The 19110-nt window shown below is 65.7% G+C and carries 20 protein-coding genes; 13 read left to right on the forward strand and 7 right to left on the reverse strand.

Annotated elements, in window-relative coordinates; genetic code table 11:
* The first annotated feature begins 6 nt into the window (after positions 1-6).
* Genes JJ918_RS10760 through JJ918_RS10780 form a run of 5 tightly spaced genes read left to right on the forward strand, consistent with a single transcriptional unit; the run spans position 7 to position 6067 of the window.
* Complete coding sequence (locus JJ918_RS10760) at positions 7-1140, forward strand: efflux RND transporter periplasmic adaptor subunit (RefSeq protein ID WP_291886916.1); 1134 nt, start codon at positions 7-9, stop codon at positions 1138-1140.
* A complete protein-coding gene (locus JJ918_RS10765; protein WP_291886919.1) occupies positions 1137-4280 on the forward strand; it encodes an efflux RND transporter permease subunit in 3144 nt (1047 codons plus the stop codon). Before JJ918_RS10760 ends, JJ918_RS10765 begins: the two co-directional genes overlap by 4 nt.
* 27 nt (positions 4281-4307) lie before the next feature.
* The gene (locus JJ918_RS10770; RefSeq protein WP_291886922.1) at positions 4308-4898 is read left to right on the forward strand and encodes an NUDIX hydrolase; all 591 of its coding nucleotides are present in this window, start codon (positions 4308-4310) and stop codon (positions 4896-4898) included.
* A gap of 16 nt (positions 4899-4914) precedes the next feature.
* A complete protein-coding gene (gene cysE / locus JJ918_RS10775) occupies positions 4915-5742 on the forward strand; it encodes a serine O-acetyltransferase (RefSeq protein ID WP_291886925.1) in 828 nt (275 codons plus the stop codon).
* Between the two features lie 7 nt (positions 5743-5749).
* Positions 5750-6067 (forward strand): hypothetical protein, encoded by a 318-nt coding sequence (locus tag JJ918_RS10780; protein ID WP_291886928.1) that lies wholly within the window; start codon positions 5750-5752, stop codon positions 6065-6067.
* On the opposite strand, the gene JJ918_RS10785 is transcribed toward JJ918_RS10780, so the two are convergent.
* Both JJ918_RS10785 and JJ918_RS10790 read right to left on the reverse strand, forming a co-directional pair.
* Complete coding sequence (locus tag JJ918_RS10785) at positions 6064-6348, reverse strand: type II toxin-antitoxin system RelE/ParE family toxin (protein WP_291886930.1); 285 nt, start codon at positions 6346-6348, stop codon at positions 6064-6066. The genes JJ918_RS10780 and JJ918_RS10785 overlap by 4 nt on opposite strands.
* On the reverse strand, positions 6314-6607 hold the full coding sequence (locus JJ918_RS10790; protein WP_291886933.1) for a type II toxin-antitoxin system ParD family antitoxin: 294 nt from the start codon (positions 6605-6607) through the stop codon (positions 6314-6316). Before JJ918_RS10790 ends, JJ918_RS10785 begins: the two co-directional genes overlap by 35 nt.
* Positions 6608-6776: 169 nt before the next feature.
* On the opposite strand from JJ918_RS10790, the gene JJ918_RS10795 reads away from it, so the two are divergent.
* The 6 genes from JJ918_RS10795 to JJ918_RS10820 all read left to right on the forward strand — a co-directional run bounded on the left by JJ918_RS10795 (position 6777) and on the right by JJ918_RS10820 (position 13082).
* The gene (locus JJ918_RS10795) at positions 6777-7001 is read left to right on the forward strand and encodes a DUF3126 family protein (RefSeq protein WP_291886937.1); all 225 of its coding nucleotides are present in this window, start codon (positions 6777-6779) and stop codon (positions 6999-7001) included.
* Entirely contained in the window at positions 6998-7777 is a 780-nt protein-coding gene (locus JJ918_RS10800) for an ABC transporter ATP-binding protein (RefSeq protein ID WP_291886940.1), read from the forward strand. Before JJ918_RS10795 ends, JJ918_RS10800 begins: the two co-directional genes overlap by 4 nt.
* Positions 7778-7955: 178 nt before the next feature.
* Positions 7956-9515 (forward strand): glycine betaine ABC transporter substrate-binding protein, encoded by a 1560-nt coding sequence (locus JJ918_RS10805; RefSeq protein ID WP_291886943.1) that lies wholly within the window; start codon positions 7956-7958, stop codon positions 9513-9515.
* Entirely contained in the window at positions 9515-10012 is a 498-nt protein-coding gene (locus tag JJ918_RS10810) for a hypothetical protein (RefSeq protein ID WP_291886946.1), read from the forward strand. The genes JJ918_RS10805 and JJ918_RS10810 overlap by 1 nt, the downstream gene beginning before the upstream one ends.
* Positions 10013-10188: 176 nt before the next feature.
* Positions 10189-12633 carry a PAS domain S-box protein gene (locus tag JJ918_RS10815; RefSeq protein WP_291886948.1) on the forward strand — a complete coding sequence of 815 codons (2445 nt, stop codon included), beginning with the start codon at positions 10189-10191 and terminating at the stop codon, positions 12631-12633.
* A complete protein-coding gene (locus JJ918_RS10820) occupies positions 12630-13082 on the forward strand; it encodes a response regulator (protein WP_291886951.1) in 453 nt (150 codons plus the stop codon). The genes JJ918_RS10815 and JJ918_RS10820 overlap by 4 nt, the downstream gene beginning before the upstream one ends.
* Here the strand turns inward: JJ918_RS10820 and JJ918_RS10825 are convergent.
* Positions 13079-13741 carry a 3'-5' exonuclease gene (locus JJ918_RS10825; RefSeq protein WP_291886954.1) on the reverse strand — a complete coding sequence of 221 codons (663 nt, stop codon included), beginning with the start codon at positions 13739-13741 and terminating at the stop codon, positions 13079-13081. The two genes, JJ918_RS10820 and JJ918_RS10825, sit on opposite strands and share 4 nt — an antisense overlap.
* Positions 13742-13867: 126 nt before the next feature.
* On the reverse strand, positions 13868-14632 hold the full coding sequence (locus JJ918_RS10830; protein ID WP_291886956.1) for a PhoH family protein: 765 nt from the start codon (positions 14630-14632) through the stop codon (positions 13868-13870).
* A 288-nt stretch (positions 14633-14920) separates the two neighbouring features.
* Between JJ918_RS10830 and JJ918_RS10835 the strand changes: the two genes are divergently transcribed.
* Positions 14921-15451 carry a gamma carbonic anhydrase family protein gene (locus JJ918_RS10835; RefSeq protein ID WP_291886958.1) on the forward strand — a complete coding sequence of 177 codons (531 nt, stop codon included), beginning with the start codon at positions 14921-14923 and terminating at the stop codon, positions 15449-15451.
* 30 nt (positions 15452-15481) lie between these two features.
* Here JJ918_RS10835 and JJ918_RS10840 read toward each other — a convergent pair whose 3' ends face one another.
* The 3 genes from JJ918_RS10840 to JJ918_RS10850 form a co-directional block, all read right to left on the reverse strand.
* Positions 15482-15982 (reverse strand): DUF4339 domain-containing protein, encoded by a 501-nt coding sequence (locus tag JJ918_RS10840; protein ID WP_291886961.1) that lies wholly within the window; start codon positions 15980-15982, stop codon positions 15482-15484.
* 138 nt (positions 15983-16120) lie between these two features.
* Positions 16121-16744, reverse strand: coding sequence for a PilZ domain-containing protein (locus JJ918_RS10845; RefSeq protein WP_291886964.1), 624 nt, complete (start codon positions 16742-16744; stop codon positions 16121-16123).
* 57 nt (positions 16745-16801) lie between these two features.
* Positions 16802-17362, reverse strand: coding sequence for a PAS domain-containing protein (locus JJ918_RS10850; RefSeq protein ID WP_291886967.1), 561 nt, complete (start codon positions 17360-17362; stop codon positions 16802-16804).
* A gap of 195 nt (positions 17363-17557) precedes the next feature.
* Between JJ918_RS10850 and JJ918_RS10855 the strand changes: the two genes are divergently transcribed.
* Positions 17558-18448, forward strand: coding sequence for a hypothetical protein (locus tag JJ918_RS10855; protein WP_291886970.1), 891 nt, complete (start codon positions 17558-17560; stop codon positions 18446-18448).
* Positions 18449-19110: the final 662 nt, after the last annotated feature.

A 19110-nucleotide genomic window follows, 5' to 3' on the forward strand; every position in this document is an offset into this window, starting at 1 on the left:
AGTCCAGTGTCTCTTTACAAACGCCCCCTGAGTGCCGGAACGGCCGTGATCCTGTCCGCCGTTGCGATTGCGGTGCTTGTCTTCGGCGTGTCGACCCTGCGGGCCGATGCCAATGCCGTTGCGGCGCTGCCCGCCCCGCTGCCCGTCTCCGCCATCGAGGCGCGCTATGACGGCGAGGCGCGCATCGAGGAATTCTATCCCGGTCTCGTATCGGCGCGCCGGCAGAGCGCGCTCGGCTTTGAGCGTGGCGGCCGTATCGATGCGATCGGCGTGGATGTCGGCGACCGGGTGATGGCCGGCCAGGTTCTGGCCCGCCTGGATACGCGGGCACTCGATGCCCAGATCGCTGCGGCCGACGCCCAGACGGCCGAAACGGCGGCCCAGACCGCGCTGGCTGCAGAGACCGAGGACCGCCAGGGCCAATTGCTGGAGCGTGGCCATATCTCCCAGCAGCGCTATGACGAGGTCCGCACCTCGACGCGTGCGGCCCGGGCCCGCCAGAATGCCGCTGCCGCCCAGGCCGATGCCCTGCGTGTGCAGCGCGATCTGTCAGTCGTGACAGCACCCTTCGACGGCGTGGTGACGGCCCGTCATGCAGACGAGGGCGCGATCGCCCAGCCTGGCCAGCCGCTGCTCGAGATTGTCGAGGCCGACGCCCTGGAAATCCGGGTGGGCCTGCCGCAGCGCATTGCCGCCGGACTCCAGCCGGGTGCCTCGCACCGCTTCATGATCGATGGCGCCCCGGTCGATGCCGTTTTCCGCTCGTCCACCGGCGTGGTCGACCGCCAGACCCGCACCGTAACGGCGTTGTTTGATTTGCCCGCGAACGCGTCTGCTGCCGCCGGCCAGGTCGTCCGCCTCGCGGTCGCCACACCGATCGGCACGGACGGGTTTTGGGTGCCGACATCGGCACTCGCCGAAGGGCGTCGCGGCCTGTGGTCGGTCTATGTCCTGACCCCGGAATCCGGCGATGCCTACACGCTGCAGTCCCGGTCCGTGGAAACCGTCCGCGTCGAGGCGGGCCGTGTTTTCGTGCGCGGTGCGGTGGAGGACGGCGACCTCCTGCTCGCCGCCGGTATCCAGCGCATCACGCCCGGCCAGCGCGTCACGCCGGCCCTCACCGAGGCCCGCGCACAATGAGCACGCTCTTCTTCCGCTATTCGCGGCTGACCGCACTGGCCGTCATCCTGCTGGTCGCGGCTGGCCTGGGCGCCCTGATGTCGCTGGGGCGTCAGGAAGACCCGTCCCTGACCGAGCGCTTCGGCACGGTCGTGACGATCTTCCCCGGCGCGTCGGCTGAACGGGTCGAGGCGCTGGTCACCGAACCGCTGGAAGACGCCATCCACGAATTGGCCGAGATCGGCGAGACGACTTCCGACTCACGGTCGGGCATTTCAGTGATCACGCTGGAAGTCCGCGAAGACCTCGGCCCGGCCGATGTTGACCAGGCCTGGACACTGATCCGCGAGCAGGTGGAAAGCGTGCGGTCGCAATTGCCGGCCGGGGTCGGCGCGCCCGATGTCGAGCGCCGCTATACCGGCGCTGCGACCCTGGTGGTTGCGCTCAGCTGGGACGGGCAGGGCGAGGAAAATCTCGCCATCCTGTCCCGCCTCGCGGACGATCTGGAAGCGCGGCTGCGCAATCTGCCGGGTACCGAAGAAACCGATGTCCACGGCGCCGTCGAAGAGGAAATCCGGGTCCTGGCCGATCCGGAAACCCTGGCGGCGCTGGGCCTGACCGTTGCCGATCTTGCGCGTCTGACCGCCAGCGCTGACGCCAAGGCGCCGGCCGGCGAGCTGCGCTCCGATACGGTCGACCTCAATGTCGAGATCGCGGGCGAGTTCGACAGTCTCGACCGCATTCGCGCCATCGCCCTCGCTGAAGGGCCGAATGGCGAGTTCATCCGCGTCGGCGACGTTGCCGATGTCGAGAAGGGCGCGCGCACGCCGGCCGCCTCGATGGGTTTCACCAATGGCCGGCGCGCGGTTTTCGTCACGGCCTTCCTGCAACCGGAATTGCGGGTCGATCAGTGGTCCGAAGCGGCCGACGCCGTCGTTGCCGACTTTGCCGCTTCCGTGCCCGGAATCCGGGTCGAGACAGTGTTCCGCCAGGGCGATTATGTCGACGACCGCCTGCACGGGCTGGCCGGCGATCTGATGATGTCGGCGCTGATCGTCTTCGGTGTCCTGTTCGTGATGATGGGCTGGCGCGCGGCGCTGATCGTCGGCTCGGCCCTGCCGCTGACCGTCCTCGCCGTTTTGCTGCTCACGCGGATCTATGACGAGCCTTTGCACCAGATGTCGGTGACCGGTCTGGTCGTCGCGCTCGGCCTCTTGATCGACAATGCGATTGTCGTTGTCGACGAATACCGGCTGTTCCGGTCCCGCGGCGAGGCGCCGCTGGGCGCGCTGGATCATGCCGTGCGTCATTTGTTCGCGCCGCTCGCCGCCTCCACCCTGACCACGATTTTCGCCTTCGCGCCGATTGCCCTGATGCCCGGTGCGGCCGGCGAGTTCATTTCGATGATCGGCATCTCGGTGATCTTCGCTGTCGGTGCGTCCTTCATCCTGGCCATGACCGTGGTCGGGGCGTTTGCGGCCTGGTTCGACGACCCGGGCCTGGCCGGCGCACCGCGCCGCTTCTGGCGGCACGGGCTGGGCGCGGGCCCGTTCGGCGGGCTCTATCGCAACATGCTCGACGCGATCACGGCGCGTCCCTGGACCGGTCTGGTCGCCGGACTGATCCTGCCCGTCGCCGGCTTCGTGGCGGTCTCCACCCTGCCGATGCAGTTCTTCCCGCCGACGGATCGCGACATGTTCCAGCTGGAACTGGAACTGCCGTCCTCGACCTCGATCGCCGAGACCCGGCGCCAGACCGAACGGGCGCGTGAAATCATCATGTCCTTTGACGGTGTCGAGCGCGTCACCTGGACCATCGGCGAGAGCGGTCCGCGCACCTATTACAATGTGATGGGCAATCGCGAAGGCTCCCCCGGCTATGCCGCCGGTTTCGTCCACACAGAATCTGCCGAAGCAACCGCCCGCATCCTGCCCGAGCTTCAACGCCGCGTGATGACGGAGTTTCCGCAGGCCCGTTTCCTGACCCTGCCGTTCGAGCAGGGCCCCCCGATCCCGGCACCGATCGAGCTCGTGCTCGTCGGCCCGGAACTGACCGAGCTCGATCGCCTGGGACACGAAATCCGCGGCGTTTTGAGCCAGACCCCCACGGTGACCCACACCCTGTCACGACTCGAAATGGGCGAACCTGTCGCCCGCATCATGGCGGACGAGGCTTCGGCCGAACTCGCCGGCGTTCGCCTCGCAGACCTTGCCAACCGTCTGCGCGGTGAACTGGATGGCGAGATCGGCGGCAGTGTTCTGGAAGGCATGGAGGAATTGCCCGTTCGCGTGATCGCCCAGGATGCGCGCCGGGCCAGCCTGTCTTCCGTTGCGGGTTCACCGCTGGCATCGCCGGGCGCCGACATTCTGGCGTCCCCCGTCGCGGCGCTCGGCGATGTCACTCTTGCCCCCCAGGTGGCGACCATCCATCACGAGAACGGCCACCGGGTGAATACGGTGCTGGGCTTCCTGGAACCCTTTACCCTGCCGGCCCCTGCACTGGAGCATTTCTTTGCGGCGCTGGACGAGGCCGATATCGTGCTGCCGCCCGGCTATGAGTTGCAGGTTGGCGGGGAAGCGGCCGAGCGTGGCGGCGCCATGGCCGATCTCTTCTCCACCGCGATCCCGCTGCTCGTGCTGATGATCGGATCGGTCGTGCTGGCCTTCAATTCCTTCCGCTTTGCCGGCGTGATCTTCGTGGTCGCCTTCCTGTCGGTCGGCCTGGCCATGTTCGGGGTCTGGCTGTTCGGCACACCCCTGGGCTTCAACGCCATTGTCGGGTCGATGGGGCTGATGGGGCTGTCGATCAATGGCGCCATTGTCGTCCTGTCGGCCCTGCGGGCCGACCCGGCCTCGGTCGCCCTGGAACCCGGCGCCGTGCAGGCAACGGTGATGGACGCCACGCGCCATATCCTCTCGACCACGCTGACGACCATCGGCGGCTTCGTGCCGCTGCTCCTGTCCGGCGACAGTTTCTGGCTGCCCTTTGCCTCGGCGATGGTCGGCGGGGTGGCGGGCTCGGCCATCCTGGCGCTCGTCTTCGCACCGGCCGCTTTCGTGAAACTCTCCCGTCTGTCGGACAAGAAGCGGCGGCTTCTGGACAGTCTGCGGCGCGAACGGAGCCGGGCGCGCGGCTTGCCAGAGCTTGCCGAACACGCCTAGAGCCCTTGCCTGGCAAGGGAGATGAGCATGAGCGGCAGTCGTGGCCCCTGGCAGGTCGGTGCCTCGCGCACCATGTACGAGAACCCCTGGCTGCGCCTGACAGAGCATGACGTCACGCGGCCCGATGGCGAGCCAGGTCTTTACGGCGTGGTCGAGTTCGCCAATCTGGCCATCGCCGTCCTGCCGCTGTTCGAGGACGGGACAACCGTTCTGGTCGGCCAACACCGCTTTCCCCAGGACAAGTATAGCTGGGAGATCCCGGAAGGCGGTGGGCCGCTGGGCGAACCGCCGCTGGACAGTGCCCGGCGAGAACTGAAGGAAGAGACCGGGCTCGAGGCTGCGCAATGGCGCGAGATCCTGCGTATGGACCTCTCGAACTCGGTCACAAACGAGGAAGCGATCGGCTATATCGCGACGGGCCTGACGCAGGGTGAGGCCGAGCCGGAAGGTACCGAAGTGCTGCAAACCCGGCGCGTCCCCTTCGGCACGGCGCTTCACGAAGCCGTGTCGGGGCGCATCACGGATGCCTTGACGGTAGCGATGCTGCTGCGCGCATACTACATGGCCCGTGAGGGTGAGCTGGACGAGACGCTGGCTGCCGCCATGTTGCAGAAATAGGCGCGAGGAGAGAGCGATGCCGCTCACCAATGTCGAAACCGCAGTCGACGCCCGCACAGGGGTGGACAAGCTCTGGGCGCGCCTGCGCGTCGAAGCCGCCTCGGCGGCCGCCGAGGAGCCGATCCTCGCCAGCTTCCTGAACGCGGCCATTCTGCGTCACGACAAGTTTGCCCATGCGCTGGCCTATCGTATCGCTTCGAAGATGGCGGACGCCCAGCTCGATTCCATGCTGGCTCGCGATGTCGCCGAAGAGGCCATCGAAGGCGATCCGCAAATCGTCGCCCAGGCTGCCGCCGACATGATTGCGGTCGACGAGCGTGACCCCGCCTGCCTCTCGCTGCTGCAGCCCTTCCTCTATTTCAAGGGCTATCATGCCCTGCAGGCCCACCGCATCGCCCACTGGCTGTGGAAGCAGGGCCGGCAGACCTTGGCTTTCCACCTGCAGAGCCGGGTCGGCGAGCGCTTCGGTCTCGATATCCATCCGGCAGCCCGGATCGGCAGCGGCGTGATGTTCGACCATGCCACCTCCGTGGTGATCGGCGAGACCGCCGTGGTCGGCGATGACTGCTCCATCCTGCACGAGGTGACACTCGGCGGTACGGGGGCGGCGCATGAAGACCGCCACCCGAAGATCGGCAAGGGCGTGCTGATCGGCGCCGGTGCGCGCGTGCTGGGCAATATCCAGGTCGGCGACGGCGCACGGATTGCAGCAGGCTCGGTCGTACTGGAACCGGTTCCGGCCGGCTGCACCGTGGCCGGTGTGCCGGCCAAGATCGTCGGCAAGTGCGCCTGCAAGGAACCGGCGAAGAGCATGGACCAGAGTCTGCCCCAGGGCTCCGGCTGAGCGGCCCGTGGCGATCGACTATGCCGGACACTGCCGCCTGCCGGTGGCTGAAGCGCGGATGCGTATCGCCGAGGCCCGGCAAGCGCATCCGGACTGGTTCGATTTTCCCTTCCGTCTGACAGATCCCCGGGCCCTGCAGAATTTCGACGCCGAGATCGCGCGCGAATTCGGCATCGAGGCAAAGAGCCGCTTCACCCTGTTCGTGCAGGACAAGGAGAAGCTGGACGGTCTCGAGGACGCGCTGGACTATCTCTATGCCCTGTTCGGTCCGGACAATCTCGTCCTGACCTGGGGGCTGGACACCATCCGTCCGCCGCGCGGCTAGACGTCGTCTGGAAGCTGGCGCTGGTGGAGGATCGCGACAATGCGAACCTCGCCAGCGGTCAAAGGGTAGAACACGCAGTGCCGGCCAACTGGAAGCCGCCGCAGGCCCGAAGCCACGGTGTCTGACGGCGCACCGCTTTCCGGAAAGGCCAGAAGACGCTCGAAAGCAGTCTCAAAGCGCTCGCGGTAGGCGGCGGCCTGTTGCAGGCCGAACTGCTTGAGCGAGTAGGCACGAATGGCCTTGTAGTCAGCCCGTGCGCGTTTGCTCAGAGCGAGTTTCATCGGCGATTTCCGCATCGATCTCGTCAAACAGCTGCTGGATCTCCGCCTTCGAACTCAGCTCGGTAAACTGTCCCGCCTCGATCTCGGCTTCGGCGACCGCGAGCATGGATCTCAGATCGTCCAGCTTGCGCTGGTTCTCCTGGTCGCGCCGGATCAGGTCGCGGACATATTCGCTCTCGTTGGAATAGCGGCCCTTGGCCAGCTGTTCGGCAATCCACTGGCCCATCTCGTCGGGCATCGACACGGTCTTGCGGATCATGGGCTTGCTCCTTTGCGGCGAGCCTACCATGTATGAACAATTCATACGATCGCCGACCGATGCTCCGACACGCGGCCCAATGCACCTTCGCCAACACCCGCTGACTGGACGTGAGCCCCCTTTGTGGGGTTAGTTGGCGCCAACTTCGAATCCCGACCGGAGAAATCCCTTGAACAAGAATATGACCCCGCTTGAAGCGGCCAAGCTTCAGATGTTCCTCCAGGCCAAGCTGAACCCCGAACTGGTCGTGCAGTGCCGCAACCGTCCGGACGAGTGCGCCGAAATCCACATTGCCGACGAATGCCTGGGCGTGGTCTCGAAGATCATCGATGAGGGCGAGACGTCCTACTCCTTCGAAATCACGATCCTGGACATCGACCTGGAAGATCTTTGATCGATCCGGCGCGCCCCGTTCTCGATATCCGGGCGGTCTGCAAGACCTATCCCGGCGGTGTCGAGGCCGTGCGGCGCGTCTCGCTCCAGGTCGCGCGCGGCGAATTGCTGGCCCTGGCGGGCGAGTCCGGCTGCGGCAAGACCACCGTGCTGAAAATGATCAACCGCCTGGAGGATGCTTCGGGCGGTTCGATTTTTTACGAGGGCGAGGACATTGCCGGCCGCGACCCCGTCGCGCTGCGCCGGGAGATCGGCTGGGTGATGCAGGGTGACGGCCTGTTTCCGCATCTCACCGTGCGCGAGAATGTCGCCATCATTCCCCGCCTGCTCGGATGGACCGCGGGCGAGATCAGTAATCGAGTCATCGAAATGCTCGAACTGGTGCAGTTGCCGGTGAATGCCTATGGCGACCGCTATCCGGCCGAACTGTCCGGCGGTCAGCGACAGCGCGTCGGCTTCGCACGGGCACTAGCGGGACGGCCGGACCTCCTCTTGATGGACGAGCCCTTTAGCGCGCTCGATCCGATCACGCGCGACAGCCTGCAGCAGGAATTCCGCAGTCTTCAGGCCGAGCTGGGCTTCAGCGCCGTGATGGTCACGCACGATATGGCCGAAGCGCTGATCATGGCCGACCGGATCGCGGTGATGGCGGATGGCGAGATTGTCCAGCACGGCACGCCGTCGGACCTCCTTGCCAATCCCGCCAGCGATTATGTCTCCGGCCTGCTGGAAACCCCGCGCCGCCAGATGCGGGCGATCCGGGAGCTGGGCGCATGAGGGAAGTTCGTCGCCTGCTCTTGTCCTTCCCCTTGATGGGGAAGGGGGACCGCGCCGCAGGCGTGGTGGATGGGGTGACCTCGGTCAGAGCCAGAAAGCGCTTTGCGCTTTCACCCCTTCCGCCCCCAAGCTTTGCTTCGGTCCACCTTCCCCGTCGAGGGGAAGGGCGGAGCGCAACATGAGTGCCAATTTTGCCGAGCGCCTGGCCGAGCTGCCGCAATACCTGTCGGCCCATGTCGTGCTGTCGATGTGTGCCTTGCTGGCGGGGATCGTGCTGAGCATTCCACTGGGCATCCAGGCCGCCCGGCGTCCCCGGCTTGCAGCCGCGACGCTCAATGCTGCCAGCGTGATCCAGACGATTCCCGGCCTGGCGCTGCTGGCGCTGATGGTGCCGCTGCTCGGCGGGCGGATCGGTTTTCTCCCCGCCTTCATCGCGCTGATGCTCTATTCGGTGCTGCCGATCCTGCGCAACACGATTGTCGGTCTGCAGGGCATCGAGCCGCAGATCCGCGAAGCCGCGCGCGGTATCGGGCTGACCGACCGCCAGCGCCTGTGGCAGATCGAGCTGCCGCTGGCCCTGCCGGTCATCGTCGCCGGCTTGCGCACGGCGACTGTCTGGGTGGTGGGCGCGGCAACGCTGGCAACGCCCGTCGGCGCAACGAGCCTGGGCAATTACATCTTCGCCGGCCTGCAGACACGCAACTGGCTGTCTGTCCTGTTCGGCTGTGTATTCGCAGCCGGGCTCGCCATCGTGCTCGACCAGGCCATCCGCCTGTTGGAGATCGCCGCCCGCGACCGGCGGCGCGGTCTCGCCATCGGGGTGGGCGTTTTTCTTGCCGTACTCGTTGCGGCGTCCATCGCGCCCCGCTTCATGACGCCGGGGCAGGCCGGGGCTGTCGCTGCCGGCGAATCGCCGGGCGCGGCCCAGGGCATTGCCGGCCAGACCGTGACGATCGGCTCCAAGGCCTTCACCGAGCAGTACATTCTCGGCGCCCTGATGCAGCGCCGGCTGGAAGAGGCCGGGGCCCGGGTGGTCCGCCGCGACAATCTCGGCTCCACCATTGCGTTCGATGCCCTGCGCAGCGGCGAGATCGACGTCTATATCGATTATACCGGCACGATCTGGGCGACGGTGATGAACCGGTCCGAACCGGCCGGCCGCTATCGCATGTTCACCGAGATGTCGGCCTGGCTGTGGGCCGAGCACGGAATTCTCACCCTGGGGCGGCTGGGATTCGAGAATGCCTACGGTTTTGCCGTCAGCCGCGAATTTGCCGAAGCCCAAGGCGTGGACAGTCTCGAAGACCTGTCCGCCATCGCTGCGGAGCTCACCGTGGGCGGCGACCCGGAAGTCTTCGCCCGGTCGGAATGGACCGCGACGCGCGATGTCTACGGCCTGGGTCCGGCCCGCACGCGTTCGATGGACAATACCTTCCTCTATTCGGCCGCCCGCGACGGGCAGGTCGATGTGATCACCGCCTACACGACGGACGGGCGAATCGCGGCGTTTGACCTGACGGTGCTCGACGATCCGCGCGGCGTGCTGCCGCCCTATGACGCCGTGATCCTGGTGTCGCCGCAGGCCGCCCGGCGCCCCGGGCTCGCCGCGGTGCTTGGGCCGCTGGTCGGCGCCATTGACGATGACGCCATGCGCGAGGCCAATCGGCGGGTCGATCTCGACGGGGATACGCCCGCCGGGGCCGCGGCCTGGCTGGGTGAACGAATCGCGGAGCAGTGATGAGCGGGTTTTATGCCCATGGCCGTCTTCAGGATGCCGAATGGCTGATGCGCGCCTGCATGATTCTCAATCGCGACCGGCCGGCCCATGCCGATCCGGTGGATGAGGACACGCCGCTCAACCAGGTCTATGCGCGCCAGTCGGCCGAATTCGAGGATTTGCTCGCCCAGATAGACCCGGAGGGCGATATCGATCGCGGCATTTTCCCGGTGCTGGCCTTCTTCACGGCGTCGGAAGGCTGGCCGGTCGATATCATCTTCGCCATTGTCGCGGCGCTGTGTGTCTGGCTTTTCCTGCCCGACTGGTACGGCGTGGCCAATTATGTCGCCTATCTGGCGATCGCGGGCTTTGTGGCGATCCAGTATCTGCGGGCGCGCCGGCGCCGGGAACGCGCCCGGGCGGAAATGATCCGCCTGCGTCTCGATCCTGAGAAGGAGCATCCGCTGACGCTGCGCATTCTGGTGCGCTACCGCAGGCAGCCCGTCACGCTGCATTGAGCAGAGGCCGATTGGCACCTTGCATTTCAACAACCTGGTCTTGCGATCGGATTGCATGACCCGCACAGGGGTGTAAGGTTCGGAAGTGAAACCAGCGGGATGCCGGACAAGAGAACGGAGCCGCTGACCGGAGCGTTCTCGGGGAATGCTCGCTGCGACTGGCGGAAGGACCGTTTATGGACCTGGCAGCGCCCTTTGACGCTCGCACACGGCTCGGGCTCGTCCTGCCGATGCTTGTTGTCGTCGTGATCGGGATCGCGGTCACGGCCGCCACGGCCAGCCGGTCGCAGGATGTCCGTGATCAGGCACTCGAACGCTTCAGTCAGGCGGAAGCGAACAATACCGCCCGCATCCTGTCCCTGCGTCTGCAACAGGATGGACACGCGATCGAACGTATGGGAGCCCGGCTGGCGGTCCGTGGCGGGGCGATGCCCGAATCGGAATGGCGCGCCGACGCCGGTGCCTATCTCAGCGACAAGCCATGGCTGCGCGCGCTCTATGTTGCAGACGAGACGGGCGTGCAATGGGTCGAGCCGGAAGGCGGGCCGGCCATGGCCGGACTCGTCGGGGCGCCGGGCGGGCCGGGCCGCAACGACATGTCACAGTCCGACATGCTCGGAAGGCTGCACGCTGGCGCCGTCGCGCGATTCGAGGATGGCTCTGACGGCATGATGGCCTACTACCCGTTTGCCGACGGGACGGGCGGGGTCCGGGTTCTGGTCGCCCTGTTCGATATCGCCGCCATGCTGCGGGCCAGCCGGCCGGCCTATGACGAGGACTTTGACGTCGCGTTGACGGCTTCGACCGACGGGCCGCGTCTTGCCGGCTCGGGCCGGGCCGTCGATCAGGACACACCCTATCGTTCATCCGCTCCGATCACGACCAGCTATGAGGTCGGCTGGACGCTTCACACCGCGCCGACCGCGTCCTTTGTCCGGCGGATGCAGCCGCGCACCGCGTTGGGTGTCTGGATGTCGGGCATCGGCCTGACATTGCTGGGCGCTTCACTCGCCTTCATGGCCCAGCTCGCGCGGCGCCAGGCCGACCGGCTGGCGGATGTCGATGCGGTCCGCCGGACGAGCGAGCAGCGCTACAATCTCGTCGTGCGCGGCATGGCGGTAGGCGTCTGGGACTGGGGGATTCGCGACAATACGCTTGGCTGGTCGCCCAATGCGATGCGCATGCTGGGCCTGCCGCAGGACCACAGGGTCACCGATGCGAGCTTCTTTTTCGACCGGATACATCCGGACGACCAGCCCGCGGTCCGCGAGGCCATCGAGGCGCACTTCGAGATGGGCGAGCCCTATGCGCCGAATTTCCGGATGCGGCACGAAAACGGGCATTTCGTCTGGTGTCATGCGACGGGACAGGTGCTGCTGGACGAGACCGGCGAACCTGTCCGCATGGCCGGCTCGATCGAGGACATCACCGAGGAGCGTGCAGCCGAGGAAGCCCGCAACCGGTCCGAACGCCGCCTGCGCGCGGTCACGCAGAGTGCGGTCGATGCCGTGCTCACGACCAATGCCCAGGGCATCATCGAGGAAGCGAATCCGGCCTGCGAACGCGTTTTCGGATACCGGCCGGACGAGCTGGTGGGCAGCAATATCCGTATCCTCACGCCCACCGAGCACCGCCGCAAGCACGATTATTACATCAAGCACTACATCGAGACCGGCGACAGCGACATCGTCGGCAAGGTGCGTGAAGTCTACGGGGTGCACCGGGACGGGCATGCGATTCCCATCGAGCTGGCGGTGACTGAATACAAGGCCGGCGATGACCGGATCTTCATCGCCACGGCGCGCGACCTGTCGGCGCGCAAGGCGGGCGAGGCGGAGCGCGAAGCCTTCATCGCCCGCCTCGAACAGACCAATGCCGAGCTGGAACGCTTCAGTTTCGCCGCCTCGCACGATCTGCGAGAGCCCTTGCGCATGATCGGCAATTTCTCGCAGATGCTGCTGCGCAAGCATGCCGGCCAGCTGGACGAAGACGCCCGCAAGGCGGTGGAGATCTGTGCCGGTTCGGCGCAGCGCATGCAGGCCCTGCTGGACGATTTGATCTCCTTCTCGCGGGCGAGCGACGATCTCGGCCAGATCGAAACCTTCATCCCCGTCGACATGATCGAACTGGCCCGGCAGAATCTGGCCGAGGATTTCGAGAACAGCCAGGCGAGTCTGGAAACGGTTCATCTGCCGGCGAAACTGCGGACGAATCCCACCCGGTTTTCCCGGGTCTTCCAGAACCTGATCGCCAACTCGATCAAATACGCCAAGGACGGTGAGGCGCCGAAGATCCAGATATCCGCGGCCCCCTATGAGCAGGGCTGGCTGTTCACCCTGTCGGACAAGGGGATCGGCATGCGTCCGGAGTATTGCGAGCAGATATTCGAGCCATTCAAACGACTTCACCCGGCGTCGAAGTATTCGGGGACCGGAATGGGGCTCGCGATCTGCCGCAAGATCGTCAACAATGCCGGGGGGCGGATCTGGGCCGAATCCGAGGTGGGTGAGGGCAGCCGGTTCTACGTCTACTGGCCGGAGGCGCCGCAGGACACGGATGCTGCAGCCGCAGCGAGCACGACCGGCCCGGACGGGACGGTGACCGAAGGAGAAGACGCATGACAAGGCCCGCCAAACTGGCCGACATCCTTCTGGTCGAGGACAATGAGGACGATGTCTATCTGACCCGCATGGCGTTCGAGGACAGTGCCTTCGACAGCACGATCCACGTCGTCAATGATGGCGAGAAGGCGCTCGATTTTCTCTACCGGCGGGGCGATTACAACAATTGTCCGGTGCCGGACCTGATCCTGCTGGACCTCAACCTGCCCAAGCTGAACGGCATCCAGATCCTGGAAACGCTGAAGTCGGACGAGACGCTGTCGGTGATTCCCGTGGTCATGCTGACCAGTTCCAAGGCCGAGCGGGACGTGCTGGAAAGCTACCGGCATCACGCCAGCGGCTATGTCTCCAAACCGTCCGAATTCTCTCGCCTGGTCGATATCGTCGAGGCGATTCGCGACTTCTGGTTCTCCAGCGTGATCCTGCCGCGGCCGAGCGTCAGCGGCTAATCCCCGGCCCCTGCCTGGGCTGCGATCCGCGCCTGCAGTGCGCGATAGAGCGCCAGATTCCATTCCGCACCGCTCAGCCCGGTATGCTCCAGCGGATCGCTGGTTTCGGCTTCAAGGCCGAGCGCGCCCGCCACATCGGCATTCATCATGTCCGGAATGCCGGCGCCCCAGGCCAGCGAGGGCAGGTCGAGCAGGAAATAGGTGAAGTGATCGCGAAAGCTTTCCCCGTGCTGCTGCAGCAGGGCGTCCAGGAAATTGCGGTCGAACCAGGCATTGTAGGCCGTGAACAGCATGGTCCGTTCGCCTGACGCTTCGGCATGGAAAGCCAGGAAACGCTCGACCGCATCCGCCCCGGTGAGAGCCTCCAGTTCGGTCCAGCGCTCCTCGTCGAACCCGTTGATGCTGCGTACGAATTCCGTTGCCCTTTCGGGGTGGTCGGGATGGATGCGGATAAAGAAACGTCCCAGCTCATTACCGTCCAGATCGGTATAGATCGCACCGAGATCGATCATCTCGTGATGCCCGGCTTCCAGCCCGGTGGTCTCCACATCGACGATGGCCAGCCCCCAGGCCTCGCGATTCTCCTGCGGCGGAAACGCGCCCTGGGCCAGGGTGGGTGCGGTGGCGAGAAGGAAGGCGGCAATCAGGCTGCGGATCATGATCATTGTCCCGTTATTCGATCGGCGCCGAGATTAGCGGACCGCCGCGACAAAGCCATGACCGCACATGAAAACGGCGCGATGCGAAGCACATCGCGCCGTCTCCCGTAAGCGCTGTCTGGCGTGTCAGAGCACGGTCAGCATGGTCGCGACCAGCGGGTGGCGGACAATGTCCTTGGCCTCCAGCCGGCACACGGCGATGTCTTCCAGCGGGTCCATCTTGTCGGCGATCTGGGCCAGGCCCGACATTTCCGGCAGCAGGTCCGACTGGGCCGGGTCGCCGGTGACCACCATGGTGGAGTTCCAGCCCAGGCGGGTGAGCAGCATTTTCAGCTGGCCATAGGTGCAGTTCTGCGCCTCGTCGACCACCACGAAGGCATTATTCAGCGTGCGGCCGCGCATATAGCCGATCGGCGCGATCTCGATCAGGCCCTCCGCCATCATCGCCTTGAGCTTTTTCGGGCTCAGCCGGTCGGCCAGCGCGTCGTAGAGCGGGCGCAGATAGGGGGCGAGTTTCTCTTCCATGGCGCCGGGCAGGAAGCCGATCGATTCGCCGGCCTCCACCGCGGGGCGGGACAGGACGATCCGGCTGACCGCGCCCGATTCGAGCGCCTCGACCCCTTTGGCAACGGCCAGGAAGGTCTTGCCGGTACCGGCCGGGCCAAGCGCCAGGACGAGGTTATGGGTGTCGATCGACGACATCAGCTTCGCCTGGCCGTCCGAGCGCGGTTTGACATTCTTGGTGAAGCGCTGGTCGCGCATCGGTTCCTTGTCGTCCGGGGTCCAGCTGGTACCGGGAAAGAGGGCACGCACCTTGTCCTGTTCGGTATGATAGTGGGCGGTATTGAATTCACCTGCACGCTGGCGGCGTTTGACGTTACGCTTACCCATGACGGGGACCTCCACACATGAAAAACCCCTCGGCCGGGCGGCGAGGGGCGAAGAAACGGGGCACGAAAGACAGTGCAGGGGACACGCGGGGTTCGGTGGAAAACCGACCGGTTCCTGGCGGGCTGGGTCGAGGAGCGGTCATGCCGGCTACCCGTTGCCTCCTTGCGTTGCCGAAAGCGAAGCGAGAAAGCGATCTCGAATCGCGCTTACAGTCTGAGTGTAACCCGGTGAAGAAGATCTGAACGAGCGCGTCGTGAAAATTTCACGCAAATAAAGAGGGAGACGGGAATGGCACTCTATGCATTGGGCGATTCGGTTCCGCAGACGCCGGGCGAGGGGGAGTACTGGATTGCGCCGGATGCGCAGGTGATGGGCCGTGTTGTCCTTCATCGCAATGCGAGTGTCTGGTACGGCGCGGTTGTGCGCGGCGACAATGACCCGATCACGATCGGCGAGGATTCGAACGTCCAGGACCTCTCCGTGCTGCACACCGATGAGGGCGTGCCGCTGACCGTCGGCAAGGGGGTGACGATCGGGCACCGCGCCATGCTGCATGGCTGCACGGTCGGCGATTATTCCCTGATCGGGATCGGTGCGACCGTCCTTAACGGCGCGAAGATCGGCCGGAACTGTATCATCGGCGCACACGCGCTGATCACGGAAGGCAAGGAGATCCCGGACAATTCGCTGGTGGTCGGCGCGCCGGCGAAGGTGATCCGCACGCTCGACGAGGACGCCGCCGTGATGCTGAAGGTGTCAGCAGATCACTATGTCGAAAACTGGAAACGCCACGCAACGCAGCTGCGCCGGATCGACTGAGGTCGATGGTCGGGAGGCGGGCCGCGCTGTCTAGTGCGCGCGGCTCCACAGTTCGCGGATATTCTGGTCGGCTTCGCGTCCCAGATTGAACCAGGCGGCGCGGTCGTGCGAGGCGTCGATGACCAGCAGCTTGTCGTCGCGTCCCAGAATATGGCTGAGCTCATTGCGCAGCACGGCCGACGTCGTCGGGCCACGCAGCAGCCAGACGCCGCTGGTGATCGATTCGAGATCGCCATAGGCCGCCAGCGCGTGGGCAAACTCGGCCGCGGTCTCGGAATGAATCTCGGCGATCACCACGAAATTGGCCGGCCGGGCGCCGGGGGTGACCCGCTTTTCCGGCTGTTTGCGCTGGCCCAGATCCTCGAGCCAGTCACGGAATTCCTCGATATCGCTTGCTTGCGCCCAGATGCCGTCCCGGTCGGGCGAGATCTGCGAATGGGCCGCGATCCGGCCTTCGGCAACGAAGGCGCGCATCTGCTGCGGCGTATACGGGCCGTAGACACGGCCTTCGACTTTCACAAACCAGGACATCGTGATTCCGTCATCGCGAGGCATTGGACTTTCTCGCACCCAAACTACTACCGTCTACCCATCCGTTACGGCAAGAAACGGGCCAGAGCGGCCCCCGCAGCGTTCGGAGCGCCGGATCCGGCAGACAGAGACTCAAGATTATGCTGCTTCAGGACCGCTGGTTTTTGCCTGGGGGGGATCGAACACGACCGCGAACCCGTTGTCCAGAATTCGCGCCACTCGTCCTGACATCTCACCGACACGCAGCGGCTCGCCGATGCGGGGGCGTTCAAGGCATTCGAAGGCCGCCCCCGTTACCGAAACGTCGATCACATTGGCCTGGATGATGACGCCGTCAGACAGCATGATCCGCGCCCGGCCGCGGCCCGGCTTGCGCGGTGCCGTGCGGTCCTCGTCGAGGCCCAGCCGGTCCTTGTTGAAACGCCAAGTGATCGCGTCGGCCAGCTTGTCGCGCTTGCGCAGGGGTGCGTTGAACGCGACGGAGAATTCCTCGCCCTCGCGGCGTACGACCCGGCCTTCGATACGTCCCAGACTGGGAATCATCAGGATGAGGCGGGTCTGGTCCGGCGGAACGATGCGGGCCATCAGGCGCGCGCCGCCCGGCGAAATATCCAGCAGGCGGCAGGCGTGTTCGCCCTCCATCTCCGTCCAGAAGCGGCCATGAAGCTGCAGCGGCACGCGGGCATGCCGGCGGCGCTCCTGGGCGCCACGCGCGGCAATCCTGATCTTCCGGCGGTCCAGTCGGCCCGGCCCGTGATGCATGGCGACATCCTCCTGAGCGGCGGATGCTAGGCCATAGCGGTTAAGAAGGACTTGCGTTTATTGATCGTTTGCCACTTTGCGCGGCGTCGTCTCGGCATTGCCGAACAGGCCCGCATAAAGACCGTCCCGCTGCAGCGGCGGATGCACTTCCTGCAGCACGGTGCGCACGGCAGGGCGGCCGCGCAGCGCGGCGACGTCGTCCAGCGGCTGGAACAGGCCGAGCGTGCGGTCGATCGCACCGGACGGGCCGCGCAGAGGCAGGAAGCTGATCTCCACCGGCAGGTCCAGCCGGTCCATCGTTACGGTGCGCGCGATCAGCGAGGCCGGTTCTGTGCCAGTTATGGACGCTTCCAGCACGGCCTGCACATGCGTGCGGTCATGGCTGCGCCACAGCGAGAGGAAATTCTGGTCGCGGAACTCGCGCTGGTAGAGATCGCACAGATGCGTTCCGGCCAGGCGGAAGATGTGATGATCCGGATCGGCACGCCAGAGAATGAAGACATAGCCGAGCATACGGGCGATATCCTGCGGCTCGATATCGGTGCGGTGCGGCGCGGCACCTCCCTGGCGGCGCGTTTGCCAGTAGGCGTGCAAGGCTTGCGATTGCGCGTGGCGCATCCGTTTCTCCACTCATCAGTCTTCAGGCGGCCCGGCCTGTCCCGGCCCGGAGCGTTGCAGCGGCGAGTTCAATATCGGGGCCATACCCGTCACGGGTGAGAGCGGCTGGCGGGCTTTCCCCGCTCGCGCGAGCGGCGGGATGCGAAAACGGCCCGCGGATTGCATCGGCAGGGGCAGCACGTAAGGAGCAAGCCCATGCGCGTATCAGCCCGGCACGCTTTTCTGATTCCCGCGAGCGCGGCGTTCGCCCTGCTGGCCGCCCCGGCACAGGCCGGTGGGGGCGGTGGTTCGGGCGGCGGCAATTGCTGCACGCCGCCTCCGCCGCCGACCTGCTGCAATCATGGCGGCGGTCACACGGTGAATGTGCCGAACATCAACATTCATGGCGGCAACATCAATGTCGGCGTGAATGTCTCGTCCCGGGTCAATGTGATCACGAATGTGACCACGAATGTGAACGCCTCGGCCAATGCCAACGCGTCGGCCGGTGCGGGCGCGGGGGCGATGACCTTCATCGGTGGCGGCTCCTACACGCCGATGACGACCGCCCCGGCCGCAACCGCGATCACCGGGCTCAACGTGGTCGGGCTCGAGGAAGAGTACGAGTACGAATACTACGAGGAAGAGCGCACGCGCTGGGTCGAGGAATGGCGCGTCGTGCGCGCTGTCTGCGTCGACGATGGCGGCACGCCGCATCCGGCGTCGCGGGTCGATGCCGATGAACGCGTCGGGGCGGCCTATTCCGGCGAGATCTATCGCTGCATGGCCGGCACGGCGATGCAGGTGACCATCGGCTGGGCCATTGAAGGCGAGTACGACTGGAATGATGCGGCCACGATCGCCTGCCGCAAGGGCGAGGCACTGCGTCACGAACCGGGCGGCCGCCTTTACTGCGAGGCCCAGGAACAGCGCCGCAACTGCAATGAACGTTCCCTGCTGCGCCGCCACGGCCCGGGCGTGAAGCTCGTCTATATGCGCCGCGAGGAACGCTATACCGAACGCGTGCGCCGCGAAGTGGAACGCGAACGCCGCGAGCGGGTTTCCATGACACTCATGCTCGACGGGGGCGTCGGCGGTTATCGCTGACACCGGCCCCGTCCAAAGATCTCACATGCCCACTCGGCATGCCTGGCCCCGGCTGACCCAGCCGGGGCCTTTTTTTGGGGCGGCGAGGCTCGTCTCCCCCAAACACCCTCGGTTTTTCCCGGCTGCAAGCCCGGCGAAGGCCGGGCGGAGCGCCGGGATCTACGGGAATCTCATTGCTTGAAACGATCTTCGGTCGGTCCCGGATCTGCAGCCTGCCTGCGCAGGCCTTCGTCCGGGAAAAATCGAGAGGTTGGAAGAGAGAGTGAGAGCGCCGCAACAAACACCGTCACCCTGACACCCGCTTTCGCGGGCGCAGGCTTCAGTCAGGGCCCGGTTCATGGGGCACGGTGGCCGCGATGCGCACTTATCCCCGCCTCACTCACCTCCCCAACCCGTCGTCATCCCCCGGCTTGTCCGGGGGAGCTGCGCTCGCCGGGGGGCGATTTCGCTGTAATGCGAGGGGCTTGTCTCTGCCCACGGGATGGATGAGGTCCCCCGGACACGCCGGGGGATGACGGCGTGTTGGGGCCGGGGCCGCAAACTTATCCCCGCCGGTTCAACTGGGCGTATGCTCGCAGACGGTTTCCGGGATGGGAGGCATGAGCTCAGTCCCTTGTGCCCGGGAGCGTGCGGAGCTCGTCCGCGCCTGGTGGGTGACAGCA

The sequence above is a fragment of the Maricaulis sp. genome, assembly GCF_017642925.1.
GTDB lineage: Bacteria > Pseudomonadota > Alphaproteobacteria > Caulobacterales > Maricaulaceae > Maricaulis.